Raw genomic sequence first — 24,870 nt, forward strand, 5'->3', positions numbered from 1 at the left:
GCCCGGCATTGTGCTCCCGTTCTCAGGCGCTCGCCGTGACGCCCGCCACCAGCATCAGCAGCACCGCCGAGACGAGGGTCATCCGGCGCGCCGCGCGCGGGGTGCCGCCGAGCCGTCCGCCCAGGCGTCCGCTGGCGTGCGCGACCAGCCCGTACACGACGGCGCAGGCCAGCACGTTGAGCGAGCCGAGGGCGAGCACCTGCCCGCCGACCGGCAGCGCGGCGCCCGGCTCGACGAACTGCGGCACCAGGGAGAGGTAGAGCAGCAGCCCCTTGGGGTTGAGCAGGGCGGTCAGCATGCTCTGGCGCAGCACGGTCGCGGTGGGCTGCGGCTTGGGCTCGGTGAGGGCCGTGGCGCCCCCGCCCTTGCGCAGCGCGAGCAGCATGGTGACGGCCAGCACCAGCAGGTACGCGGCGCCGGTGAGGCGCAGGACGGGCAGGGCGGCGGGGACGGCACGCAGCGCGGCGGCCAGGCCGGCGCTGGAGAGCAGGGTGTGGACGGCGTAGCCGGCGCAGACGCCGCCGACCGCGGTGAAGGCGGCGCGCCGGCCCTGGCCGAGGCCCCGGGCGGCGATGTAGAGCCAGTCGGGCCCCGGTGTGCAGACCAGCAGCAGGTCGACTCCGAGGAAGAGGAGGAGGGCGTGGGTGTCCATGGGTGGCGGTGACCTGTCGTGCTCGTTCGGGCGGGTCCCGGCCGTTGGTCCGGTGATCCTCGCGGCACCTGTCCGGTGCGTTCGGTCACTGAAGGTAGCCGGATAGCCCTGGCACACGATGGCCACTTCCTGCTCGCCCGGCCCGCGTTTTGGCAGAATATTGCGCCATGGACCGAATCGACCGCAGAATCCTCCGCGAGCTCCAGCAGGACGGCCGCCTGACCAACGCCGACCTGGCCGCCCGGGTGGACCTCACCCCCTCCCCCTGCCTGCGCCGGGTCCGACAACTGGAGCAGGACGGCGTGATTCGCGGCTACCGCGCGCTCCTGGACGGCACGGCGGTCGGACGCGGCTTCCAACCCTTCGTCACGATCACCATGCGTCACGAGGATCAGGTGACGGTCGCCGAGTTCGAACGCCGGGTGGCGGAGCTGCCGGAAGTGGTGGAGGCGCACCGCCTCTTCGGGGAACCCGACTACCTGCTGCGCATCGCGGTGGCCGACATCGCCGCGTACGAGCGCTTCATCACCGACGTGCTCTCCGGCCTGCCGGGGATCGCGCAGGTCAACTCCCATCTGACGATGAAGCAGGTGAAGGCCGACCGGGGGCTGCCGATCGGCGGGTAGGGCGCGAACGGGGGCTCGGAGGGCTGGAGGGTTCGGAGGGCTCGGAGGGCTCGGAGGGCTCGGACGGTTCAGAACGTGAAGCGCAGCGACCGGACCCGGTGGTCGAAGTTGGACGGAACGATGTCCGGCTCGCCGACCGACCGCACCTCGGGCAGCCGGGCGAACAGCTCGCGGAACAGCACCTTCATCTCCTGCCGGGCCAGGTGCGCCCCGATGCAGTAGTGCGGCCCTCCGCCGCCGAAGCCGAGGTGGGGGTTGGGCGTGCGGGTGATGTCGAACGCGTCCGGGTCGGGGAAGACCGTCTCGTCCCGGTTGGCCGAGCCGAAGAACAGTGCGACCTTCTCTCCCGCGCGCAGCAGCGGGCCCCCGGGGCCGCCGAGCTCGTGGTCGACGGCGAGGGTCCGGCGGAAGTGGATGATCGGCGTGGCGTGGCGGATGATCTCGTCGACCGCACCGCCGAGCCCCCCGTCGAGGTCCGCGAGCAGCAGGGCGCGCTGCTCCGGGTGCGCGGTCAGCAGGTGCAGGCCGTGGGCGAGCGCGTTGCGGGTGGTCTCCACGCCGGCCACCAGCAGCAGGGAGAAGAACGCGCCGAGTTCGCGTCCGGTGAGCCGACGGCCGTCCACGTCGGCGGTGACCAGGGCGGAGATCAGGTCCTCGGTGGGCCTGCGGCGGCGCTCACGGCCGATCGAGGCGACCATGCCCTGCATGCGGGCCAGTGCCAGCAGCCCGCGCCCGGGCATCCGGATCCGGCGGCGCAGCGGGCGGGCCACGCCGATGTTCTCGGAAGCGTGGTTGACCTGGTCCAGGATCATTCGGCGCGGGTGTTCCGGGATCCCCATCATGGTGCAGATCACCTGGAAGGGGAGCTCGGCGGCCACGGAGGTGACGAAGTCCTCCGGCCGCCGCCGCTCGACGTCGTCGACCAGACGGGTGGCGACGCGGCGGATGTCCTCCTCTACCTGGCCGAGCAGCCGGGGGGTGAAGGCTCGCGAGACGATCCTGCGCAGCTGGGCGTGCCGGGGGTCGTCGAGGTTGACCATCGAGTCGCCGAACACCAGCCGGACCCAGCGGGGCGGTTCCGGGGTGGTGACGCCGGGGCCGCTGAGGAACACCGCGGGGGTGCGGCTGGCCTCGACCACGTCGGCGTGGCGGACCAGCGCGTGGAAGCCCCGACCGGTGGCGGGATCTCCGAAGAACACCGGCGCGGGGAGTCGGCGCAGTTCGGCGAAGGCGACCGCGCGGGCGGGGGCGGGCAGCTGCCAGAAGCGGGGGTCGGCGAGGTCGGCGGCGGGGGCCGCCAAGCCGGTCGAGGTCTCCATGGCCGGGCCTCCTGCTTCGCGTTCGGGGTTCGCCCGGCGGCCACCATCGGTGCCGGGGTGTGCACATTTAGTGAGCAAGCGGAGGGCGATGTCAAACCGCGTCGATGGTCGTACGAACGGGTTGGTGCGGCGGCCGGACCGGGTGTCTCGACGCGCGGCGGCACGGGGCCGGGCATGGTCTCACGGGGTGGAACCGGCCAATACCGGAGGGTGCGGTCCGGGCCGGGCGGGACGGGTGCGACGATGAGTGCCATCGTGATGACCGACCGGATCCGCCTGCTGCGCGCCGTGGTCTTCGCCGCGCTGTGCGTGGCGCTGGCCGCCGCGGCGCACGTCGCCATGGCCGGAGCCGGGGTCTCACCGCCGGTGCTGGCCGGCGCGTTCGGGGCCGTCCTCGGTCTGACCTGGCTGCTCGCCGGCAGGCGGCGCGGGCTCGGCGCGATCAGCGCCTGGATGGTCGCGGCGCAGAGCGCGCTGCACCTGCTGTTCGAACAGGCCGCGGCGCTCGGCCGGGGAGGCGGCGGGCTCGGCCGGCTCGCCACCACGGACTGGGCCTCGCTGCTGCTCTGCAACCCCGAGCGGATCCCCGGCGGGCTCTCCCCCGTCGAGCTGGCCCGGATGGCGGGCCTCGACCCGGACGTCCCGCCCGCCGCCAACGGCCTGCACGCCATGGCGGGCATGCACCACGGGACGGCGGCGGGTGTGGTTTCCGCCCCGGTATCGGTATCCACGTCCGCGTCGGTCTCCATGTCGGTCTCCGCGTCCGCTTCGGCTTCGGCTTCGGCTTCGGCTTCGGCCGATGGGACGGCGCTGGACGTGGCCGGGATGGCGGGGATGCCCTCCGGGACGACACACGGCATGGCCCACGGGATGGCGCACGGGATGCCCCTCGGGATGATCGCCGCCCACGCGCTCGCCGCGCTGGCCTGCGCGCTGCTGCTGTGGCGCGGTGACGCCGCGCTGGTCCGGCTCTTCGACCTGCTCGGCGCGCTCGGCACCGTGGTCGCGGGAGTGCTGGTGCTCCCGCTGCTGGCGCTGTTCGCGCGCCCCTTCGGCTACCGCCCGCCGACTGCGCCCCGGCCCACCGGCGGCCGGACCCGGCCATCCCGGTCGGTGCTGCTCACCCATGCCGTGGTCCGGCGCGGCCCGCCGGCGCTCGCCCTCGCCTGCTGACGCGCCCGCCGCCCCCACTCCTCCGCCCACCGCCCCGGCAGCCCACCGCCGCCGGGGACCGCAGGGCCCACGGGGTTCGCTCGGCGGGCAGGTCGCCCTGCCGCTCGGCCGCGCCTTCGCCGCCGTGCCGCCAGGGCCCGGGCCCGCGCCCGCCCGCCCGCCGTCTCCTCCGTGGAGGCGCCGTGGGCCGCGCGGAAGTCCCATGGACCGCCGGCGGCGCCGCCTCGGGTGGCGCCGCTCCCAGCCCTCCCCTCAGGACCTTCGCATGCCTGACTACGACGGCGCACCGGCTTGGGCCAGCGCCACCGTCCTACCGCTCCACGGCCTCCGGCCCGTCCGGAGCCTGACCGCCCCCGAGCCCCCTCACGCCGAGCCCGTCCAGCAAGCGGGCCGACCACTCCTCCGACGGGCCGGCAGCAGCGCTCACCCGGACGCGGCCGCGCAGTTGCTCGGCCCGCTCCAGCCACGCTCGGCAGCCGGCGCAGCGCGCGACGTGCCCGTCCAGCCGGCCAACCGGCAGTCCGGTCGGTTCGCCGTCGAGCCGGGCCGACAGGGCGGTACGGAACTGCGCGCATCTCATACGACCATCGTCCCGCACTGCCCTCGCGGTGGGACCGGCCGGGTGGGAGGCCGCCGTGGATGACGAGCAGCTCACCGCGCTCGCGCTGACCGCCCGCGCGGGCCGGGCCCCGGACGTCGAGGCCTTCGTCCGTGCCACCCAGCGGGACGTCTGGCGGTTCGTCGCCCACCTCACCGACGTCCAGTCCGCCGACGACCTCGCACAGGAGACCTTCCTGCGCGCGCTGCGCGGCCTGCCCGCGTTCGCCGGCCGCTCCTCGGCCCGCACCTGGCTGCTGTCGATCGCCCGGCGCACGGTGATCGACCGGTACCGGACGGCTGCCGCCCGACCTCGCTGCGCGGCGCTGCCGGACTGGCAGGAGGCGGCGGAGCGGCAGGGGGCCGAACCGGCGGCCGGGTTCGAGGACGGCGTCGCGCTCGGGGACCTGCTCGACCGGGTGCCCGCCCAGCGGCGGGAGGCCTTCGTGCTCACCCAGGTGGTCGGCCTGAGCTACGCCGAGGCGGCCGAGGTCGCCGGCTGCCCGATCGGCACCGTACGCTCCCGAGTCGCCCGCGCCCGGGAGGAGCTGATAGCCCGGCTCCGCGCGGCCGAGGGCGGGGAACTCGCAGCGGCCTGCTGAGCGGACGGACGGCAGGTGGCGGTAACAGATGACAACTAACAGATAACAGATTTCGAAATCTGTCATCTGTTATCTGTTAGTTGTCGGTTGCCATCTGTCCGCCGCCCGCCACCTGCCACCCCCACCCGCCCATCCGTCGGCCCATCCGAAAATTCCCCCACATGTTCGGAACTGGAGCCCCCGCGCCTCCGACTGCTGTACCGGACCCCGCCGCCGAGGCGGTGTCCGGGACAGCAGTCGGGCAACGGAGGGACTCCATGGCAGCGCAACAGCCACTGGCCGCCGCCACGCTGACGAACCGTCAATCCGATGCAGCGGACCGGTGGATCCTGGTCGTGGCCGCCGGGCTGCTCTCGTTCGTCGCGATGCTCGACATGAACGTGGTCAACCTGGCCCTCACCGATATCTCGGCCAGCCTGCACGTGTCCGCCGGGGTCGCCCAGTGGGCCACCCTCGGCTACCAACTCCCTCTGGTGGCGCTCCTCCTGCCCGCCGGGCGCTGGCTGGACCAGGTGGGCACCCGCTCGGCGCTGCTGCTCGCCGTCAGCTGCTTCGCCGCGTGCAGCGTGCTGGCCTCCCTCGCCCCCTGGGCGGGCTGGCTGATCGCCGCCCGGCTGCTCCAGGGCGCCTTCGGCGCGGTGCTGTTCGTCCTGATGCCTGTGCTGGCCGCCACCTCCGTCCGCCCCGAGTCCCGCGGACGGGCGATGAGCGTCCCGGCGACGCTCGGCCCGCTCGGCGCCGTCACCGGGCCGGTCATCGGCGGCCTGCTGCTGGACCACTTCGGCTGGCGGGCGGTCTTCCTGATCAAGCTGCCGGTCTGTCTGGCCGCCGTGCTGATCGTGCGCCGGTACGCCCCGCGGCGGGGCCGCCTGCGCCCGCCCGACCGGGCATCACTCGGCGACGCCGCCCTGATAGGCGCGGCCGTCGCCGCCGTGCTGCTCGCGCTGACCCTGGCCCCGGAGGCGCCGCTGTGGCTGCTGCTGGCGCTGCCCGCCGCCCCTCTGGTGCTGGTCTGGCTGCGCCGCCCCGGGGGCAGGCCGGTCGCCGAGGTACTGCGGGCCGCCGGAACCGTCGGGGTCAACGCGTCGGTGCTGGCCCTCGCCGCCGGCTTCGCGGCCTGCCACTACCTGCTCGCCCAGCACCTGCGCGGCCCGGGTGGCGAGAGCGCCACCGCCACCGCGCTCACCATGCTGGCCTTCCCGCTCGGCATGGTGCTGGCCGGCCGGGTCGGCGGGCGGCTGGCCGACCGCTGGGGCGCCCGCCCGACCGCGCTCGCCGGCGCCGCCGTCACCACCCTCGGCCTGGCGCTGCTCGTCCCGCTGGACACCGGCTGGTCCGCCGCCGACGTCGCCTGGCGGCTCGCCCTGGCCGGTGTCGGGATGGGCCTCAACGGCGGCCCCACCCAGGCCCTGGTGATGACCGCCTCGCCCCCCGGGAAGCTCGCCACCGCGGGCTCCGCCGTCCAACTGGCCCGCAGCCTGGGCTTCGCCCTCGGCCCGGCCCTGGCCGGCGCCGCCGCGCTGGCCGGCGACCGCGCCACCACCGGCACCCGGGCGGGTATCGCCATGGCCGCCCTGGTCGCGGCGACGGCCGTGGTCCTGCTCGCCCTGCACCGCCGTCCACGGACCTGAGACCGCCGGACCGCGTCTCCCCGACTCCCCTCGCCCGCACCCCGGGGCCCGTGCCCCCAGAGCCCGCACCCCGTCATGCCCGCACGACCGGAGGAACACCGCAGATGACCGACACCGTCCACGACCCGGCGCCGGCCCACCCGGCGGACGAGCCGCGCTGCCCGTACGGGTACGACCAGCTCCCGGACCCCGTACCGCTGTACGGCCCCGCGTACAAGAGCGACCCGTACCCGCTCTACCGGCGGATGCGCGAGGCCGGGCCGGTACACCGGGTGGAGTTCCCGAGCGGCATCCACGCCTGGCTGGTGACCGGCTACCAAGCCGCCCACGAGGCCCTCAACGACCCCCGGTTCGGCAAGAACCACGCGCTGGGCAACGAGGACTGGCGCAAGCTGGCGTCGATCATGCCGGAGCCGCAGCACTCCCAGTTGCAGGTCCACCTGCTGCACCAGGACCCGCCCAAGCACACCACAATGCGCAGGCTCGTCCTGGACGCCTTCGCGCCGCGCCGGGTGGAGTCGTTGCGCCCGCGCTTCCAGGAGCTGGCCGACGCACTGGTCGACGAACTGCCCGAGGCCGGCGGCGCCGACCTGGTGGCCGGCTTCGCGGCACACTTCCCGTTCCGGGTGCTCGCCGAAGTGATCGGCCTGCCATCCGAGTTGGCGAGGCGATTCGACCGCGACTGGGGCAAGGTCGTGCAGCCCGTCGGCCCGCACGACCCGGGCCGCCCGGCGTACGAGGCGCGGCTGCGCGGCCTCCAGACGTACATCGCCGACGTCGTCGCCCACAAGCGCGCCGGGAACCCCGCCGATGATCACGACCGGCACGGCCCGGCCACGGCCGGCGCCGACCTGTTGGGCCGCCTCGTCGCCGCCCACGACGCGGGCGAGTTGAGCCGCGAGGAACTCGACTCCATGGTGTTCCAGCTGCTGGTCGCGGGCCAGGAGCCGGTCACCAACCAGATCACCACCATGCTGATCACCCTGCTGCGCCACCCCGACCAGCTCGCCCGGCTGCGCGGCTCCCTCTCCGAGGGGCCCGCCCACGACCCCGGCCTGCTGGCCCGCGCGGTGGAGGAACTGCTGCGCCACGACGCCGCGTTCGAGCTCACCACCTGGCGTTTCCTCGCCGAGGACGGAGACCTGTTCGGGACCACCGTCCCGGCCGGCGACTCGGTGATCGTCTCGCTGTGTGCCGCCAACCGGGACGAGACGCGGTTCCCGGACGCGGACCGCCTCGACCTCGACCGCACGCCCAACGCCCATCTCGCCTTCGGCCACGGCATCCACTACTGCCCCGGCGCCGCCCTGGCCCGGGCCGAACTCCAGACCGCCATCGCCACCCTGCTCACCCGGCTGCCCGGGCTGCGCCCGTCCGCGGCCGCCGGTGAGGGCCTGGACTCCCTCGCCTGGATCCCCGCCGTCCTGGCGCGCGGGGTCAACCGGCTGCCCGTCGGCTACGACCGGCGCGTCTGAGCCGGGGCCCTCGGCCACCGCACGAACACCCCGAGGCCGCCCGCCGACGTCTACCCGGCGTCCGCTCCACACCCGCACCACCTTCCACGGAGGACCACCATGCCGCCCGCCGGCACCGTTTCCACCCGCCACCACCACACCGCACCCGGGCCCACACCCGCGCCCGAGCCCGCGAACACCGGGGGCGGCGCCGACCCGCAGTCCGACCCGCAGTCCGCCGCGCGGCTCGCCGCCCGGATCCTCGGCCTGCTGCTGCCGCACCGCCGCGCCTCCGACCCGAGGCTGGACGCCAAGCCCGAGCATTTCCCGTTCCAGATAGCCCAGTTGACGGACTTCATCACCGCCGGCGACCCGATCCTGTTCACCCTGCCCGGTTTCCCCTGCAAGTCGCCGAATCCCGCGAAGGTGCTCAGCCACCTGCCCGACGAGGGCGAGCGGCTGTCGCTCACCTTCCTCGACGGGCTCTGCGCGGAGATCGGCGGGTACTACGAGCCCGGCGCGCGGATCCTGATCTGCTCGGACGGCCACATCTTCGGCGACCTCGTCCACGTCCCCGACGACCACATCGACGAGTACTCCGACGAGTTGACGGCGATGATCGCACGCGAGGACCTCTCCCACCTCGCCACCTTCGACCTGCGGGACGTCCTCGGCGACCTGCCGTACGACGACAAACGCGCCCGGGTGCACGCCCAGTACGCGCCGAGCGTCGAGGAGTTGCGCGAGCTGGTGCTGACGGACGAGGAGACCCTGCGGCTCTACCGCGGCATCACCCGCTTCCTGACCGACGACACCGTCGGCTTCACCGGCACCCGCTCCGCCCTGCAACGCGACTGCCGCCGCCGCGCGTACGGGGTGATCCAGCGCAGCCGCGCCTGGGGCGAGTTGATCGCCGAGCAGCACCCCCGGTCGGTCCGGCTCTCCATCCACCCGCAACCGGCGGGCGCACCGAAGTTCGGCATCCGGCTGCTGGAGGCCGCCGACGCCTGGATGACGCCCTGGCACTCATCGGTACTCCACCGTGCCGACGGGGACTGGGAGTTGCTGCGCAGCGAGGACGCCGCGCAGCGCGGCCGGCTGGTCGAACTCGACGGCCGGCCGAGCCACTACGAGGCGTTCTGACGCGCGGGCCCCACCTCGGCAGCCTGCACCCCCTCGACCCCCGCCCCACCAGCGTCCGCCCCGGCCCCGGCACCCTCCACCGGGGCCGGGGCCGGGGCGGTCGGGACGGCCGGCGTGCGGTGGTCGAAGGCGATCAACGGGTCGCCGGTGAGCGGGTGTTCGACCACCGCGGCCCGAACGCCGAAAACCTCGGCCAGCAGCTCCGCGGTCAGCACCTCGCGCGGCGCCCCGGAGGCCACCAGGGCGCCGCGGTGCAGGACGTGCAGCCGGTCGCAGACGGAGGCGGCGGCGTTGAGGTCGTGCAGCGCGACCAGGGTGGTGCGGCGCTGGTCCCGCAGCAGGGCGAGGAGTTCGACCTGGTGGCGGACGTCCAGATGGTTGGTCGGCTCGTCCAGCACCAGGACGTCAGGCTGCTGGGCGAGCGCGCGGGCCAGCAGCACCCGTTGCCGTTCGCCCCCGGACAGTTGGGCGAAGCGGCGGTCGGCGGCATCCGCCATGCCGACGCGTGCCAGCGCGTCGGCGGTGATCCGGTGGTCCTCGGCGTCGTCGGCGGCGAACGACCGCTTGTAGGGGGTGCGGCCCATCGCGACCACTTCGCGGACGCTCAACTCGAAGTCCCCGCCCCGCTCCTGCGGCAACGCAGCGATGTGCCGGGCGGACTGCGCGGGGCGCAGCCCGGCCAGGTCGCGCCCGGCCAGCAGCACCCGCCCGGCGCTCGGCCGCAGGTGCCGGTAGACGGTGCGCAGCAGGCTGGACTTTCCGCTGCCGTTGGGCCCGACCAGGCCGGCGATCTCCCCCTCCTCGGCGACCAGGTGGACGCCGGCCACCACCGCCCGCCCGGACAGGGTGACGCTCAGGTCCTCGACGGCGATCCTCACGTGCGCTCCAGTCGTCGGTCCAGCAGGTAGAGCAGGGTGGGGGCGCCGAGGACGGCGGTGACCACGCCGATCGGCAGTTCCTGGCCGTCCAGCGCGGTGCGGGCCACGGTGTCGACCACGACCAGCAGCAGCGCGCCGGTGAGCGCGGACAGCGGCAGCAGGCGCCGGTGGTCGCCGCCGACGAGCAGACGGCAGACGTGCGGCACCATCAGTCCGACGAAGCCGATCGCGCCGGAGACCGCGACCAGCACGCCGGTCAGCACGCTGGTGACGACGAAGACCTCCCGCCGCAGCCGGGTGACGTCCACGCCGAGCCCGGCGGCCGTCTCGTCGCCCATGAGCATCGCGTTGAGCCCGCGGGCACGGGCCTGGAGCAGGGCCAATCCGAGCGCCACCGCGACGGCGGGGACGGCGAGTTGGGCCCAGACGGCGCCGCCGAGACTGCCCATCAGCCAGAACAGCACGCCACGGGTCTGCTGCTCGTCGCGGGTCTGCAGGACGAGGTAGCTGGTGATGCCGCCGAGGAACTGGGCGATGGCGATGCCCGCGAGGACCAGGCGCAGCGGGGAGAAGCCGCCGCCGCGCCGGGCCGCCAGCCAGACCAGGGAGAACGCGGCGAGCGCGCCGGCGAAGGCCGCCAGGGAGACGGTGAGGCCGAGCGCGCTGCCGAAGGCGAGGTCGAGGCCGAGCGAGGTGCCGAGGACGATCGCGGCGACCGCCCCGAGGGAGGCGCCGGAGGAGATGCCGAGCAGGTAGGGGTCGGCGAGCGGGTTGCGGACCAGGGCCTGCACGGCCGTGCCGACCAGGCCGAGCCCGGCCCCGACCATCGCCGCCAGCAGGGCGCGCGGGACGCGCAGCTGCCAGACGATGAGGTCGCGGGTGCCGGGTTCGGGGGCCCGCCCGGTGAGGTGGTGGGCGACCACCGACCAGACCTCGCCGGGCGGGATGTCCACTGCGCCGAACGACACGGCGGCGGTCAGCGCGAGTACCAAGGCGGCGATCAGCGCGACGGCCAGCGGCCCGGCCCGCAGGGTGCGGGCCGGGCGGGGCTCGTCGCGCCGTTCGGCGGAGACGGCCGACGTCACCGGCTACTGCCCGTTCTTGACGAGGTCGGGGTGGACGGTGGCGGCGATCTGCCGGACGGCATCGGCGTTGCGCACGCCCGCGATGGTGGTGACCTCGGAGCCGAGCCGCACGAAGTGGCCCTCCTGGACGGCCTTCAGGCCCTGGGTCGCGGGAAAGCCACGCAGGAACGCCTCGGCGTCGTCGAAGGCCTTGCGGGTGGCCTCCTCACTGCCCCGGTTGCGGACGGCGAGCTGGATCCAGTCCGGGTTCTTGGCGACGACGTCCTCCCAGGAGCCGGGCTTGAAGTCGGCGTCGCAGTCGGCGAACACGTTGCGGGCGCCGGCCTGGGTGATCACCGCGTTGGCGACCTGCCGACCGCAGACCGCCACCGGCTGCTTGGTGCCGGCGTCGAAGTCGAAGACGAAGTAGCCGGGCCGCTGCGCCTCCGCAACGCCGGCGAGGGCGGTGCGCACCTCGCCGATCTGCTTCTCCATCCCGGTGACGAGTTCCTCCGCACGGGCGGCCGTGCCGGTGACCGCGCCGAGGCGGTGGATGTCGTTCTCGACCCCGGACAGGTCGGTGCGCGGCGCCTTGGCGGCCTTGGGGGTGCCGGCGCAGGCGGTCGAGAGGAGGTAGACGTGCTGGATGCCGGCCGCCGCGAACTCCTCCTCGCTGGGCCCGGTGGCGCCACCGCCCATCATCGGCATCGCGCCGAAGGTGTCGACGTACAGGTCGGCGCCGGAGCCGAGCAGCTTCTCCTTGGGGATGGTCTTGTCGCCGAGCACCGGCACCTTGGCGCCCTGTTCGGCCAGGGCCGGCGGGAGAGTGCCCTTGCCGGGCGGGAAGCCGGTGCCGATCACCCGGTCGCCCGCGCCGAGTTGGAGCAGTATCTCCAGGGCGGCGGCGTTGCTGGTGACGATCTTGGCGGGGGCCTTGGCGATGGTGGACTCGCGGTCCGCGCAGTCGGCCACCTTGACGGGATAGCCGCCGGCCGGGGCGGTCTGGGCGGCGCCGGCCGCGCCGCGCTCTCCGCCTCCCCCGCCGCCGTTTCCGACGCCGTTTCCGGCGCCGCTTCCGCAGGCCGTGGCGAACAGGGCGACGGCGGCCGCGATTCCGCAGACAACGCGAGGGCGCATGACAATTCTCCTGGTCGGTGATCGTGCTCGGGGCCCGTCCTGCGAACCCGGACCAGGTAGTCGGCCGGACCGTCCGGGGGGTTCCCGGGGATTTCCGCACCGCCCGGCTCCCGTTCACCCGCCGGCCGCTGCCCGTTCGCCGCCCGACCGCCGCCCATCCGCGAACCCCCGGCGTAGGGTGACCGGATGGCCGATCCCACCGTCCTGCGGGACGATCTCGACCTGCCCGTCCGGTTCGGCCCGCGCCCGCCGCGCCGGGTGGTGTCGTTGGTGCCGTCGCTGACCGAGGCGGTCGCCGCCACCGCACCCGGGCTGCTGGTCGGCGCCACCGACTGGTGCAGCCATCCGGCCGACCTGGCGGTCACCAGGATCGGCGGCACCAAGAACCCGGACGTGCCGGGCATCCTCGCCCTCGCCCCGGACCTCGTCCTCGCCAACGACGAGGAGAACCGGCGCCCCGACCTGGACGCGCTGCGGGCGGCCGGCCTGCCGGTCTGGGTCACCGACATCCGCACCCTGGACGACGCGTTCCGCTCGCTCGACCGGCTGCTCACCGCCGCCTGTGCGCTCCCGCGCCCGGACTGGCTGGACCGGGCCGAGGCAGCGTGGTCCCCGGTCCGGCGCCCGCCGGACGGCCCGCGGGCGATCGTTCCGGTCTGGCGCCGCCCGTGGATGGTCCTGGGCCGCGACACCTTCGCCGGGGACCTGCTGCGCCGCCTCGGCCTCCGGCTCGTCCACGCCGGGCACGCCGAGCGCTACCCCGCCATCCCGCTGCCCGAACTGCTCGCCTGCCGCCCTGAGTTGGTGGTCCTCCCGGACGAGCCGTACCGCTTCACGGCACAGGACGGCCCCGAGGCGTTCCCCGGCGTCCCGTCGGCGCTGGTCAGCGGACGCCACCTGACCTGGTACGGACCGTCCCTGGTGACGGCGCCGACGGTCCTCGCGCACGCGTTGGACCACCCGTTCGTACGGGGCTCGAACGGCACATCGTAGGATGACCGCCACTCACCGGGACCGCCGGTGACGAGTGGGGGGAACCACAGTGGCAGTCAGCGCATCCCGGAGAGCACTGGTCATGGTGTCGGCCGCAGCAGTCTCGACGGCCGTCCTGGCCGGCTGCGGCACCAAGCACGCCGACAACCACCAGAACAGCGCGCCGGACACCACGGCGGTCGCCGCCACCGGGACGCCGACCGAGACGCCGAGCGCGAGCCCGTCCGCGACCGCCACCCCGACGCCGACCGCCTCCCCGACGGCCAGTGCCTCCCACAGCCCGAACCCGTCCGCGAGCAAGTCCAGCAAGCCCGCCCCGACCACCCCGGCCCCGACCGCCACCAAGCCCGGCGCCCCGAGCAGCCCGCCCGCCGCTCCCACCACACCGCCCCCGGTCGCCAAGCCCGCCGTCGTGGCCCCCGTGCCCGTCGCCAAGCCCGGCCCGGTCGCTCCCCCGCCGCCGCCCGCTCCGCCGACCCCGCACGTCCCGCCGCTGCAGAGCAGCTGCCAGCCCAGCAAGCCCCAGCCCGACGAGCCCAAGGAGGCCGTCGGCGCGGCCCTCGCCACCGCCGCCGGCCAGGCCCGCACGCTCAACCTCAGCAGCGGCGGCACCGACAAGCTCCCGCCGCTGCCCGTCAACCTGGTCAAGGCGATCGCCTGGCAGGAGAGCGGCTGGCAGTCCGGCATCCTCGCCTGCGACGGCGGGATCGGCACCATGCAGATCATGCCGAACACGATCAGCTGGATGAACAGCAAGTTCGGCACCACCTCCGATGCGAAGACCCTCCCCGGGAACGTCCAGCTCGGCACCCAGCTGCTCGACTGGCTGGTCGCCTACTACGGCGACTCCTCCTTCGACGGCAAATACGACCTCTCCCCCGACCCGGCCACCGGCAAGACGCCGCTGCTCGACCTCGTCATCTCCGCGTACAACGCCGGGGCGGGCAACGTGCACTACAACACCGTCACCGACCCGGCCACCGGCCAGGTCGTCGGCAGCCTGGTCATCCCCAACCCGGGATACGTGGCCAACGTCAAGGCGTTGATGACCGGCCAGCCGTGGACCAAGACCGGCTGACAAACCCCCGAACCCGCGCGGGACGGCGGAAGGGCCCGGAACGCGGTCTCGCGTCCCGGGCCCTTCGCCGTTGTTCCCCGCTGGTACGTCAGCCCCGCGCGGTAGTGACGGCGGCGCCCAGCGCCTCCTTGATCCGCGGCCCGAGGCGGGCGAAGCCCAGCTCCTTCATCGCCGCCCGCAGCAGTTCCTCCTCCGTACGCTTCACACCGTCACCGTCCACCCACCGGACGACGGCGAGCAGCTCGTCGGCCGAGTAGGCGGTCACGGGCCGGCCGGGCGTGAAGTCCGGCTTCTCGGGCCGGCCGGCCGCGACGGGCGCGGGCTCGACGGCGGGCGCGGGCTCGACGGCGGGCGCGGGCTCGACGACCTCGGCCACCGGCTCCGCAACGGCGGCGGGCTCAGCAACGGCGGCGGGCTCAGCAACGGCGGCGGGCTCAGCAACCGGCTCGACCTCGGCCACCGGCTCCGCGACGGCGACAGCAGGCGCCTCCTCGACGGCCTCGGCCTCAGCCACCGGCTGCACGTCCTCAATGGCCTCGGTCGCTTCAACCGACTCCACGACGACAGCGGCGGGCGCCTCCTCGACGGCCTCAGCCTCGACCACCGGCTCCGCAACAGCGGCAGGCTCAGCAACCGGCTCGACCTCGGCCACCGGCTCCACGACAGCGGCGGGCTCAGCGACCGGCTCAACCTCGGCCACGGGAACCTCGACCGCGTCGACCTCGGCAACCGTCTCAGGCTCCGCAGCTTCCTCGACCTCGACCACCAGCTCCGCAACGGCGACGGCGGGCGCCTCCTCGACGGCCTCGACCTCGACCACCGGCTCCACGACAACGGCAGGCTCAGCGACCGGCTCAACCTCGGCCACGGGAACCTCGACCGCGTCGACCTCGGCAACCGTCTCAGGCTCCGCAGCCGGCTCGATCGTCTCCGGCTCGACGACGGGCGCGTCCTCCAGGAGCGGAGCTTCCTCCGCAAGCTCGACCTCGGCCTTGGCGTCGGCCACGGCCTCGACAGCGGAAACCTCGACGGCGGCCTCGGCCTCCGTGGTTTCCGCGGCCTCCGCCAGGGCGGCGGTCGCGGCGACCACCAGGTCGTCGGCGGCCGGGGACGGTGCCGGGAGGGAGACCACGACAGCGGACGGGGCTTCCTCCGTCACCTCCTCCTCGGCTGCCTCGGCCGTCTCGACCACGGCCTCAGCCTCGCCCGAGTCTGCTTCCGCTTCCGCTTCCGTGTCCGCGTCGGTCACCGTCTCCTCGACCGAAACCGGACCCGGACCCGGAACCGAAGCCGGAACCTCGACGGTGCTGCCCTCCCCCGCGAGCCCATCGCGCTGGCCGCCGGCCAGGGCCTGGCGGGCGGCGAACGCGGCTTCGGCGGCGCGGCGGTCGGCCCGGGCGGCGGCGAGTTCGGTGAGCAGGTCGCCGAGGCCGGCTTCCTCCAGGGTGGTGCGCAGCCCGCGGATGGTGGGCAGGCGGTAGAGCGTGCCCTCGTCCGCGGCGAGCCGCTCGACGAGGTCGACGAGCTCGGCGAAGGCCAGCCCGTCGAGGTCGTGGTCGGGGAGCAGCCGGGCGAGGCCGCGCAGTCCGGTGTTGATCGCCTCGAAGGCCTGGGCGGTCCGCTCGACCAGGGCGCCGTCGGCGGGGACGACCGGCAGGGTGCCGGCGGGGGCGAGGGCGGCCCAGGCGCGGCGCTCGACCTCGGCGGAGGCGAGTGCCTCGTGCAGGTCCTCGCGGCGGATGCGGCGGTCGGCGGCGAGGGCCGTGGCCTGCTTGCGCAGGGAGCGGGCGCGCAGCCAGGAGAGCTTGACGCCGTTCTCGCGGCGCCAGGTGCCGTCCGCGGTGGCGGCGGCGAGGGCGCCGAGGTCGGCGTCGTAGGCGGCGGGGGTGAGGGTGGCGGATGTGCGGTGGACGCGCTGGAGCATCTCGACGAGGAGTGCGGCCTTGGCGACGGTGTCGGGTTCGTCGAGCTTGGCGTCGGCGGCGAGGACGGTGACGGCGTCCCAGGTCTGGCGGAGGTCGCGGCCGCGCAGTTCGGCGAGGGCGGTGGAGGCGGCCCGGGCGTCCTCGGGGGTGGCGACGGTGTCGACGGCCGCGTACCAGGCGTGGGTGTCGGCGGTGAGGGTGAAGGCCCCGAGTTCGGCGTAGCGGCCGAGGTCCTCGCGGAGGTCGGTCTCCGCCGTGGTGGCCTTGGCGTCCTGGGGGTCCTTGACGTCTGCGGCGTCGGCGACGTCCGCCGGGTCGGCTGCGTCGGCGTTGCGCGAGTGAAGCACTGTCATGTGAGGTCCGGTTCTGGGCGACGACGGCGGGGCTGGCGGCGAGGGGGCGGCGGACCGGTTGCGCGGGGTGCCCCGGGGGCGGGGCTGGGGGGCGCGCGGGCGGGCCGCCGGTTGTGGACGCCCAGAATACGGGTGCCCGTTCGAGCCTTGCACGCACCCACCGCCCGACGGGCCGGTGTCGTGTGCCATACCCCCCGCCTGGCCGCTACCCGGGAGGGCCGCACGGGTGGTGGGACGTTGGGCCGGACGGGTACTGGGGCCCACGGCCGTCGGGCCGGGCGGGCGGGGCCCCCGGGCGGGCCCCGGGCCGCCGCAGCCGGTCCAGCGGGACGGCGCGGAGCCGTCGGCCGAGGGGTGGGCGGTACCCGGCGTGGCCGAGGGAGGTGAGGTCGACCGGCGCGAGGTACTCGTGGAGCGCGGTGCGGTGCCACCATGCGCCGGTTTCCCGCAGTTCGCGCCAACTGGTGAACCGGTAGAGGTAGAGGGTCGCCCGGACGTGGGTCGGCGGGGTGCCGGGAAAGGGGTTGTGGCGCAGCAGGCGGAGGGTGGCGGGATCGCCGGCGAGCAGGCGCGCGACGAAGGGCAGGAACCAGGGGCGGGCGTAGGCGGGTGAGATGCCGGCGAACCACATCAGCCAGTCGAGCCGCAGGTGGTAGGGGGCGTACTGGCGCGGGAGACGGCGCACGTCGCCGGGTTTGCCCTTGAAGCCGTACTCGTGCCAGACGGTGTGCGGGGTGAGGGTCGGTTCGTCGGTGCCTTCGACGACGACCTCCTGGCGGACGCGGCTGATGCTGCCGAAGGCGCCGTAGGTGTTGACGAGGTGCAGCCGGTTGAAGGAGCGGTTCATGGCCTGGCGGCGGGAGACGAGGTTGCGGACCGGCCAGTAGCTCAGGACGGCGACGGCCGCGGTCAGGGCGATCACCAGCGCCTCGAACCAGACGGGCGTGGCGGGGTGGACGCGGGCGTGGACGGGCAGTCCGATGCGGGCCGGGTCGACGGCGGCGAGGGCGAGCGTGATCGTGAGCCAGTTGAGCCAGGCGAAGTTGCCCGAGGCGATCAGCCACAGCTGGGTGGCGACGACGGCGCAGGCGGCGTAGCTCGCGACCGGCTGCGGGAGGAGGAGTCCGACGGGGACGACGAGTTGGACGAAGTGGTTGGCGGCGACCTCGACGCGGTGCAGCGGGTCGGGCAGGTGGTGGAAGAACCAGCTGAGCGGCCCGGGCATGGGCTGGGTCTCGTGGTGGTAGCGCAGGCAGGTGAGGTCGCGCCAGCAGCGGTCACCGCGCAGTTTGATCAGTCCGGCGCCGAACTCGACCCGGAAGACCAGCCAGCGCATCAGCCAGAGCACCAGGGTGGGCGGCGCGGTGTCGGCGTTGCCGAGGAAGGCGGCGAGGAAGCCGGCTTCGAGCAGCAGCGACTCCCAGCCGAAGGAGTACCAGGTCTGTCCGACGTTGACGATCGAGAGGTAGAACCCCCAGAGCACCGCCCACAGCAGGACGGACGCCCAGAGCGGGACGGCGTCACCGAGTCCGGCGGTCACGGCGGCGGCGAGCGCGGCGCCGCTCCAGGCGACGGCGGCGAAGAAGCGGTCGCTGTAGTGGAGGTGGAACAGTCCGGGCGCGTGGCGGAACGGGACCCGGGCGGTGAAGCGGGGCACCGGCAGCATGCCGTCGCTGCCGATGAGGGCGCGGAACTGTGCGGCGGCGGCGAGGAATCCGATCAGGTAGAGGCCGGCGAGCAGGCGTTGGACGAGCAGTCGGCTCAGCCAGTGGTCGGGGGCGGCGAACCAGTCCATGCGGCCCATGCCTACCATCGGCGGCCGCCGGGCGGGACGCGGCCGGGGTGCGGGCGGGGACGGTTCACCCGCTCGGGCCCGCACCCGGACGGCACCGTGGCGGGGAGCCTCTCCTCGGGGGTGAGAGGCGCCCCGCCACGGTGGCGGGTGGTGCGCGGTGGTGCGGATCGGCGAGCGATGGTGCGGAGGGGGACGGCGACGCCGCACGCGGACGGCGGGTCGGCGGGTCGGCGGCTCAGTTCGGCAGGACGAGTCCGGACTCCCCGGCGATGCCCGGGCGGCCGACGGGGGTGGCGCCGTTCTGTTGGAGCCGGTCGACCAGCAGGGCGGCCAGCGTGCCGAGTTCCTCCTCCGTGCGGGACTGCGCGGTGACGTCCATGCCGACGGTGAGGACACCGTTGACCTGGCCGGTGCGCGCGGCCCGCAGCGGGGTGCAGGTGAAGCTGAAGACCTGCTGGCCGCGCTGGGCGTCGGGGCGGCCTGACTGGATCCGGACGTCGTTGAGGACGGTGCTGCGCCCGGTGTGGTAGGCCTCGACGATGGCCTGCTGGAGGCCGGCGGCGCCGAGCTGCGGGTAGGCCAGGCCGATCGCGCCGTACGCCACCGGGGCGCCGAAGGTGTCGGCGTGCTGGGCGTTGGCGTAGCGGATCTCCTGACCGGGACCGTCGGTCAGCATGATGGGGAACGGGGAGCCGTCGAAGGCGGCGAACATCTCCTGCTGCTGGGCGAGCAGGTTGTCGCGCAGCCGGATCTCGGAGAGCAGCGCCTCGGCGAGGTGCTGGATGTCGCGCAGCCGCTCGCGCCCCCACTGCCGGGGTTCCCGGTCGAGGACGCAGACGGTGCCGATGACGGTGTTGGTGTCGTCGACGAGCGGGGCGCCGAGGTAGGCGCGCACGCCCAGTTCGTCGACGACCGGGTTCCCGGAGAACCGGGGGTAGGCGAGGATGTCGTCGAGCGCGAGGGGGGAGCGCTGGGCGACGACGTGCGGGCAGAAACCGTGACTCAGCGGCATCTGACGGGTGGGGAGGTCGAAGGCGATGCCCCGATCGGCCCAGGAAGCGCCGTCGTCGACCGCGACGTCGTTCGAGTTTGGCGGAATGTAGAGCCCCCGGAACATCTGGCGCTCGTCGTTGATGAAGTTGACCATCGCGATGGGAGCGCGGGTGATGCTGGCGGCCAGGTGGGCGAAGCGGTCGAAGGCCTCGTCCGCGGACGGTTCGTTGAGACCAAGGCTGCGCAGCCTGCGGGTCCGCTCGGACTCCCCGGCGGCACCCGGGAACTGGCCTTGAGTGCTCATCACATCAGTCATGGCGCACATGTAATCAGACATCCGGGCGGTTCGGTGCTCCCGGTCCGGCTCATCACCGTTGCTGATGGACAGTCAAAGCCGCATGTGAGCGGCCGCTCAGCAGGTTGCCGCGGCGGGTCAAGATCACTTCCCACTCAGAGCCATGGCAAAACTCCTCAGCGTAAGGACGGGCCGATTTCCGCCAATTCAAGATCGACTCTGGGTCAGCACAGGAGGCCCATACGACAATGAGCCCTGCCGAAGACACGGGCGGCATTCCCAATCCCCGGGAAGCCGCCCCGAGTTCCGCATGCACCGATTGCGACGGGGCAGTCGGCCGCCACCACCTCGAACCCCCACTCATCCCCGGGGAGCGGCTGGAGCGACTTCGACAGCACGGACGGAGGCACGGCACATCCACTGACACGAGAGGACCCCAGCATGGCGATGGACTACTTCACCGACGAGCGCCACGAGAGTCTCCGAGCGGAGGTCCGGGAGTTCGCGGAGAAGGAGGTACGCCCGCACGTGGCCCGAATGGAGGCCGAACGGACCGTCGAGTTCGAACTGTCGCGGGAGATCGCCCGGCGGGGCTGGATCGGGGTGACCATTCCGCGCGAATTCGGCGGACTGGGGCTGGGGCACCTCGCCAAGACCGTCATCGTGGAGGAACTCGCCCGGGTCAGCGGCGCCATGGGCGCGGTGGCGCAGGCCTCACAGCTCGGTGTCGCCAAGGTCATCCACTTCGGCTCGGACGTCCAGCGGCGCAAGTGGCTGCCGAGGTTCGCCTCCGGCGAGTCGCTGCCGACCATCGCCGTCACGGAGCCGGAGTGCGGCGGCCACGTGCTCGGCATGTCCGGCACCGCCCGCCGCGAGGGCGACCAGTACGTGCTCAACGGCCGCAAGTGGTTCGTCGGCAACTCCCACATCGGCGACGTGCACGGCGTGGTCCTCCGCACCGGCGAGGGCAGCAGGGGCCTGTCCGCGTTCCTGGTCGAGAGCGAGCGCCCCGGCTTCCGCGTCGGCGAACTCGGCTCGCAGAGCGGCCTGCACGGCTTCAGCTTCGGCGAGATCGTCTTCGAGGACTGCCGCATCCCCGTCGGCAACCGGCTGGGCCTGGAGGGCCAGGGCCTGGACGTCGCCTACTCCTCCTCCACCCTCTACGGCCGGCTCAACCTCGCCGCCGTCGCGCTCGGGATCCACACCGCGATCGTCGAGGACACCGCGCGCTTCGCCGAGGAGCGGGTGCTCTACGGCAAGCCGATCAACCGCCTGCCCAACATCGCGCTGAAGCTCGGCGAGATGCAGTCCAGGCTGATGACCGCCAAGCTGGCCGCCTACCACGCCTCGCACCTGCTCGACCACGGCAAGGCCTGCGATGCCGAGCTGATGAACGCCAAACTCATCAACACCGAGTACGCGCTGGACTCCGCGCGCAACGCCATGGAGATCCACGCCGCCCGGGGCCTGCAAACCGAGTTCAGCATCGAGCGCTACCTGCGCGACGCCACCCACGTCTACCCGCCGGCCGGGACCTCGGACGTCCAGCGGCTGCGGCTCGGCCAGGTCGCCTGCGGCACCTACGGCAAGCAGTGGTCGGCGGAGCTGTCCGACCTGGCGAGCTGGGCGTGGACCGAACTGTCCCAGCGGGAGGCCGCAGTGGAGCTTCAGGCCATCGGCGGCGGGCAGGTGGTACCGATACCGCTGGCGGGCTGAACCGGCGCTGCGCACCGACGGACCTGTACACCGACCGACCTGCGCACCGACGGACCTGTACACCGACCGACCTGCGCACCGGCGGACCGGCGGGCCGGGCTGTCGGACGAGGGCGAACGTTCGGCGCGGCGGTGAATTGACCTGTTCCTGACGACTCTCCGGGAGGTTCTCCCGGCTCCCGGAGAGCCGTCCGCGCACCGCCCACGCGCCGCCCGCGGCCGACGTGAGCTGCGACGTTCCGCCGGCGGACACTCCTTCCGGGCACCTCCGCCATCGCCATCACCCGCCCACATATCGTCAGTTGATGTTGCGATGAGGGCACTTGGGACTGATACCGTTCCTGCCGTCGGCGGCCGTGCTGCACCCCCGCCCGGGCGATGACACCGCGTCACCCCGTCCGGCCACCCCGGCCGTGGCGCCCTGAAGCCCCGGCCGGACCTCGTTCAGGCCGACCCGCCGTTCGGCCCAGCGACTCGGCCCTGCACCAAGGAATCAGATGCCAGGCATATCGGCCCCCCGCACGGCCCACCGCGCCGGCCGGTCCGGCTCGCTCCGCAGCTCGCTCCTCGCCCTCGTCCTGGTCCCCAGCCTGGGCCTCGCCGCCGCCTGGGGCTACGCCGCCTACCTGCTGCGCGGCGCCGAACACCGCACCACCGTGATCGCCGGAAGCGCCGTCGTCGCCCTGGTCCTGCTGATCAGCCTGGTCCACGGCATCCGGACCGCGCGAACCCTGTCCGCCCGCCTCGGCGCACTGCGCGCCGACACCCTCGCGCTCGCCCAGGACGAGATCCCCGAGGTCGTCGGACGGCTGCGCGCCGGGGAGCCCGTGCCCACACCGCCCGCCTGGTCGCCGTCCCGCCGGACCGGCGACGAGGTCCAGCAGACCTCCGACGGCCTCGCCGCCGTCCGCCAGGCAGCCGTCGCCGCCATCATCCACCAGGCCCAGGGCCGCGAGGGGACGAAGAAGGTCTTCCTCAACATCGCCCGCCGCACCCAGATCCTGATCCACCGGCAGATCAGCATGCTCGACGCCCTGGAGCGCGAGCACGAGGAACCCGAGCTGCTGCGCGAACTGTTCGCGGTCGACCACCTCGCCACCCGGATGCGGCGCAACGCCGAGAACCTCGTCATCCTCGGCGGCGCCCTGCCCGCCCGGCGCTGGCGCAACGCCGTGCCCATGGTCAACGTGCTGCGCAGTGCCGTCTCCGAGACCGAGAACTACGCCCGCGTCGTCGTCCAGGGCGTGCCGCGCGCCTCACTCAGCGGACAGGCCGTCGCAGACGTCATCCACCTGATCGCCGAACTCATCGAGAACGGCACCACCTTCTCCCCGCCGTACACCCAGGTGCAGGTCTCCGCGCAGGAAGTCCCCAAGGGCCTGGCGGTCGAGGTCGAGGACCGCGGCCTCGGCATGGGCGAGGACGAGTACGAGCGGCTCAACGACTACCTGGCCAACCCGCCCGAGCTGGACGTCTCCGCCCTCGGCGACGACCTGCGCCTCGGCCTGTTCGTCGTCGCACGGCTGGCCGCCCGGCACGACATCCAGGTCACCCTGCGGCCCTCGCCCTACGGCGGCACCCGGGCCGTGGTGCTGGTGCCGTCGGTGCTGCTGGAGCAGGCCGAACAGCCGGCCGCCATGGCCGGGCTGCCGTCCGGCGCGCGGGTCACCCGGACCCCCGTCCCCGAGCCCCTGCGGGCGGCGGGCGGCAACGACCCCGGCGGTCCGGACGGGGGGCTGACCGGCGCGCTCGCCGGAGTGCTCGGCGGGCTGATCGGCACCGGACCGGGCGCTCCGGCGCCCGGGGCCGAGCCGGGTGCGCCCGGCGGGCCCGGCGAGCCCGGGACTGGTGGTGTCGCCGGCGGCCTGGTGGCGCCTGGCGTTCCCGGAGCTCCCGGCGTTCCCGGCGTGCCCGGTGCGGGTGGCAGCGGTGTGATCATCGGCGAACTGCTCGCCCAGTACCCCCTGGAGGGCGGCCCGGCCGGGGGAGCCGCCCCCGGCCCGGCCAACGGCGGTCTGCCGGTCGGTGCCGAGATACCCGGACTGCCCGGGGCCGTGGTCGTCCCCCGGCCCGTTCTCCCGCGCCCGTACGAGGCCCCGTCCGACAGTTCGCCCGGTGAGCCGTCGGCCGACGGCCGTGCTGCGGACGTGCCGGCCGGAACCACGGCCGGGACCACGGCCGGGCCCTTCTACGGTGCCACCGCCGAGCCCCCTGCGCCCGCGCACGAACGCGCCCAGGAGGAGCAGTTGAACCACGGACCGGACGGCGAACTGCGCACCCCGCGGGTCCTGCCGCAGCGGGTCCGCAACGCCAGCCTCGCCGAACAGCTCCGCGAGGCCCACGCTCCCGGCGCCATGCCGCCCCCCGTGGTCGGCCCGCCGACCCAGGCCGGGCCCTGGCACGGAGCCGCCGGGGCCACCGGAGAAACCGGGGCCGCCAGGGCCGACGACCCGTCGCCACAGCGATCCCGCACCACCATGGCCGCCATCCAGCGCGGCACCCGGACCGCCCGCGCGGCCGACCCCGACGCGCCGACCAGCCCCACCGCCCCCCAGGCGCCCGCCGCGCCCCACTTCCCGGCCGCACCTTCCGCCGCCCGGGAAGCCTCCGCCGTTCAGGAAGCCAAGGAACAGCAGTGATGACGCAGCACACCGACACCCAGCGCGACCTCAACTGGCTGCTGGACCAGCTGGTGGCGCGGGTACCCGAGACCCGGCACGCCATCGTCCTCTCCGAGGACGGCCTGCTGGTCGGCATGTCCCAGGGTCTCGACCGGGCCGACGCCGAACACCTCTCCGCCGTCGCCTCCGGCCTGCAGAGCCTCGCCCGCGGCGCCGGCCACCGCTTCAACGGCGGCCGGGTCCGGCAGACCGTGGTCGAGATGGACCAGCTGTTCCTGTTCGTCACCACCGCCGGGCAGGGCGCCCGGCTCGCCGTCCTCACCAGCGAGCAGGTGGACGCCGGGCTGATGGCCTACGAGATCAACATGCTGGTCAAGCAGGTCGGCCAGTACCTCACCGCGGCGCCGCGCAGCGACGCAGGCCAGGCCGGCGCGGGCGGCGGTGCGTGACCGCCGACGCCGACGAGGCCTGGTTCTACGACAAGGACGCAGGCCATCTGGTCCGCCCCTACGCGATCACCAACGGGCGCACCGGCCCGGTCCGTGACGGATTCGCGCTGATCACCCTGGTGGTCACCTCCGACCCGCGCACCGACACCAGCCGGCTCACGCCCGAACCGGCCGCGATCCTCGACCTGTGCCGCGAACGCCCGCTGGCCGTGGCCGAGATCGCGGCCACCCTCGACCTGCCGGTCAGCGTCGTCAAGGTGCTGCTCGACGACCTCGCCGAGGCCCGGCTGATCCTCACCCGCGCCCCGGTCCAGCTCGCCGAGGCGCCGGACATCTCGCTGATCCAGGCCGTGATCGAGGGCGTCCGCCGGCTCTGA

At 74.1% G+C, this 24,870-nt stretch carries 21 protein-coding genes; 12 read left to right on the forward strand and 9 right to left on the reverse strand.

Features of this window, described 5'->3' with window-relative positions; translation table 11 throughout:
- Positions 1-22: 22 nt before the first annotated feature.
- Positions 23-652 carry a LysE family translocator gene (locus AB0P03_RS02400; RefSeq protein WP_363579528.1) on the reverse strand — a complete coding sequence of 210 codons (630 nt, stop codon included), beginning with the start codon at positions 650-652 and terminating at the stop codon, positions 23-25.
- Positions 653-819: 167 nt separating this feature from the next.
- Between AB0P03_RS02400 and AB0P03_RS02405 the strand changes: the two genes are divergently transcribed.
- Complete coding sequence (locus AB0P03_RS02405; RefSeq protein ID WP_063349872.1) at positions 820-1,278, forward strand: Lrp/AsnC family transcriptional regulator; 459 nt, start codon at positions 820-822, stop codon at positions 1,276-1,278.
- Positions 1,279-1,346: 68 nt separating this feature from the next.
- On the opposite strand, the gene AB0P03_RS02410 is transcribed toward AB0P03_RS02405, so the two are convergent.
- Positions 1,347-2,597 (reverse strand): cytochrome P450, encoded by a 1,251-nt coding sequence (locus AB0P03_RS02410; protein ID WP_363579530.1) that lies wholly within the window; start codon positions 2,595-2,597, stop codon positions 1,347-1,349.
- A 243-nt stretch (positions 2,598-2,840) separates the two neighbouring features.
- Between AB0P03_RS02410 and AB0P03_RS02415 the strand changes: the two genes are divergently transcribed.
- Entirely contained in the window at positions 2,841-3,770 is a 930-nt protein-coding gene (locus tag AB0P03_RS02415; protein WP_363579532.1) for a hypothetical protein, read from the forward strand.
- A 310-nt stretch (positions 3,771-4,080) separates the two neighbouring features.
- Here AB0P03_RS02415 and AB0P03_RS02420 read toward each other — a convergent pair whose 3' ends face one another.
- Entirely contained in the window at positions 4,081-4,350 is a 270-nt protein-coding gene (locus tag AB0P03_RS02420; protein WP_363579534.1) for a zf-HC2 domain-containing protein, read from the reverse strand.
- A gap of 55 nt (positions 4,351-4,405) precedes the next feature.
- Between AB0P03_RS02420 and AB0P03_RS02425 the strand changes: the two genes are divergently transcribed.
- The 4 genes from AB0P03_RS02425 to AB0P03_RS02440 all read left to right on the forward strand — a co-directional run bounded on the left by AB0P03_RS02425 (position 4,406) and on the right by AB0P03_RS02440 (position 9,197).
- On the forward strand, positions 4,406-4,969 hold the full coding sequence (locus tag AB0P03_RS02425; protein ID WP_363579536.1) for a sigma-70 family RNA polymerase sigma factor: 564 nt from the start codon (positions 4,406-4,408) through the stop codon (positions 4,967-4,969).
- Positions 4,970-5,226: 257 nt separating this feature from the next.
- Positions 5,227-6,600, forward strand: coding sequence for an MFS transporter (locus AB0P03_RS02430; RefSeq protein ID WP_363579538.1), 1,374 nt, complete (start codon positions 5,227-5,229; stop codon positions 6,598-6,600).
- 104 nt (positions 6,601-6,704) lie between these two features.
- A complete protein-coding gene (locus tag AB0P03_RS02435; protein ID WP_363579540.1) occupies positions 6,705-8,075 on the forward strand; it encodes a cytochrome P450 in 1,371 nt (456 codons plus the stop codon).
- Between the two features lie 99 nt (positions 8,076-8,174).
- Complete coding sequence (locus tag AB0P03_RS02440) at positions 8,175-9,197, forward strand: isocyanide synthase family protein (protein WP_363579541.1); 1,023 nt, start codon at positions 8,175-8,177, stop codon at positions 9,195-9,197.
- Here AB0P03_RS02440 and AB0P03_RS02445 read toward each other — a convergent pair.
- The 3 genes from AB0P03_RS02445 to AB0P03_RS02455 are packed head-to-tail and all read right to left on the reverse strand — an operon-like array spanning position 9,182 to position 12,276.
- Positions 9,182-10,075, reverse strand: a complete 894-nt coding sequence (locus AB0P03_RS02445; RefSeq protein ID WP_363579542.1) for an ABC transporter ATP-binding protein — start codon at positions 10,073-10,075, stop codon at positions 9,182-9,184. The genes AB0P03_RS02440 and AB0P03_RS02445 overlap by 16 nt on opposite strands.
- The gene (locus tag AB0P03_RS02450) at positions 10,072-11,160 is read right to left on the reverse strand and encodes an iron ABC transporter permease (RefSeq protein ID WP_363579543.1); all 1,089 of its coding nucleotides are present in this window, start codon (positions 11,158-11,160) and stop codon (positions 10,072-10,074) included. Before AB0P03_RS02450 ends, AB0P03_RS02445 begins: the two co-directional genes overlap by 4 nt.
- A 3-nt stretch (positions 11,161-11,163) precedes the next feature.
- Positions 11,164-12,276 (reverse strand): ABC transporter substrate-binding protein, encoded by a 1,113-nt coding sequence (locus AB0P03_RS02455; RefSeq protein ID WP_363579545.1) that lies wholly within the window; start codon positions 12,274-12,276, stop codon positions 11,164-11,166.
- A gap of 186 nt (positions 12,277-12,462) precedes the next feature.
- Between AB0P03_RS02455 and AB0P03_RS02460 the strand changes: the two genes are divergently transcribed.
- The gene (locus AB0P03_RS02460) at positions 12,463-13,269 is read left to right on the forward strand and encodes a helical backbone metal receptor (protein WP_363579547.1); all 807 of its coding nucleotides are present in this window, start codon (positions 12,463-12,465) and stop codon (positions 13,267-13,269) included.
- Between the two features lie 49 nt (positions 13,270-13,318).
- Positions 13,319-14,347 carry a transglycosylase SLT domain-containing protein gene (locus AB0P03_RS02465; RefSeq protein ID WP_363579549.1) on the forward strand — a complete coding sequence of 343 codons (1,029 nt, stop codon included), beginning with the start codon at positions 13,319-13,321 and terminating at the stop codon, positions 14,345-14,347.
- An 88-nt stretch (positions 14,348-14,435) separates the two neighbouring features.
- Here the strand turns inward: AB0P03_RS02465 and AB0P03_RS02470 are convergent, their stop codons facing one another.
- The 3 genes from AB0P03_RS02470 to AB0P03_RS02480 form a co-directional block, all read right to left on the reverse strand.
- Positions 14,436-16,625, reverse strand: a complete 2,190-nt coding sequence (locus AB0P03_RS02470) for a hypothetical protein (RefSeq protein WP_363579551.1) — start codon at positions 16,623-16,625, stop codon at positions 14,436-14,438.
- 205 nt (positions 16,626-16,830) lie between these two features.
- Positions 16,831-18,420 carry a lipase maturation factor family protein gene (locus AB0P03_RS02475; RefSeq protein WP_363579667.1) on the reverse strand — a complete coding sequence of 530 codons (1,590 nt, stop codon included), beginning with the start codon at positions 18,418-18,420 and terminating at the stop codon, positions 16,831-16,833.
- A 235-nt stretch (positions 18,421-18,655) separates the two neighbouring features.
- Complete coding sequence (locus AB0P03_RS02480) at positions 18,656-19,729, reverse strand: GAF domain-containing protein (protein WP_363579553.1); 1,074 nt, start codon at positions 19,727-19,729, stop codon at positions 18,656-18,658.
- A 426-nt stretch (positions 19,730-20,155) separates the two neighbouring features.
- Here AB0P03_RS02480 and AB0P03_RS02485 point away from each other — a divergent pair, with 426 nt between their 5' ends.
- The 4 genes from AB0P03_RS02485 to AB0P03_RS02500 all read left to right on the forward strand — a co-directional run bounded on the left by AB0P03_RS02485 (position 20,156) and on the right by AB0P03_RS02500 (position 24,870).
- Positions 20,156-21,424: an acyl-CoA dehydrogenase family protein gene (locus AB0P03_RS02485; protein WP_363579668.1), complete on the forward strand. Its 1,269-nt coding sequence runs from the start codon at positions 20,156-20,158 to the stop codon at positions 21,422-21,424.
- A gap of 496 nt (positions 21,425-21,920) precedes the next feature.
- Entirely contained in the window at positions 21,921-24,062 is a 2,142-nt protein-coding gene (locus AB0P03_RS02490; RefSeq protein WP_363579555.1) for an ATP-binding protein, read from the forward strand.
- Positions 24,062-24,493 (forward strand): roadblock/LC7 domain-containing protein, encoded by a 432-nt coding sequence (locus tag AB0P03_RS02495; RefSeq protein ID WP_360205186.1) that lies wholly within the window; start codon positions 24,062-24,064, stop codon positions 24,491-24,493. The genes AB0P03_RS02490 and AB0P03_RS02495 overlap by 1 nt, the downstream gene beginning before the upstream one ends.
- A complete protein-coding gene (locus tag AB0P03_RS02500) occupies positions 24,490-24,870 on the forward strand; it encodes a DUF742 domain-containing protein (protein ID WP_363579557.1) in 381 nt (126 codons plus the stop codon). Before AB0P03_RS02495 ends, AB0P03_RS02500 begins: the two co-directional genes overlap by 4 nt.

It is taken from the genome of Kitasatospora sp. NPDC088779, assembly GCF_040685395.1.
GTDB lineage: Bacteria > Actinomycetota > Actinomycetes > Streptomycetales > Streptomycetaceae > Kitasatospora.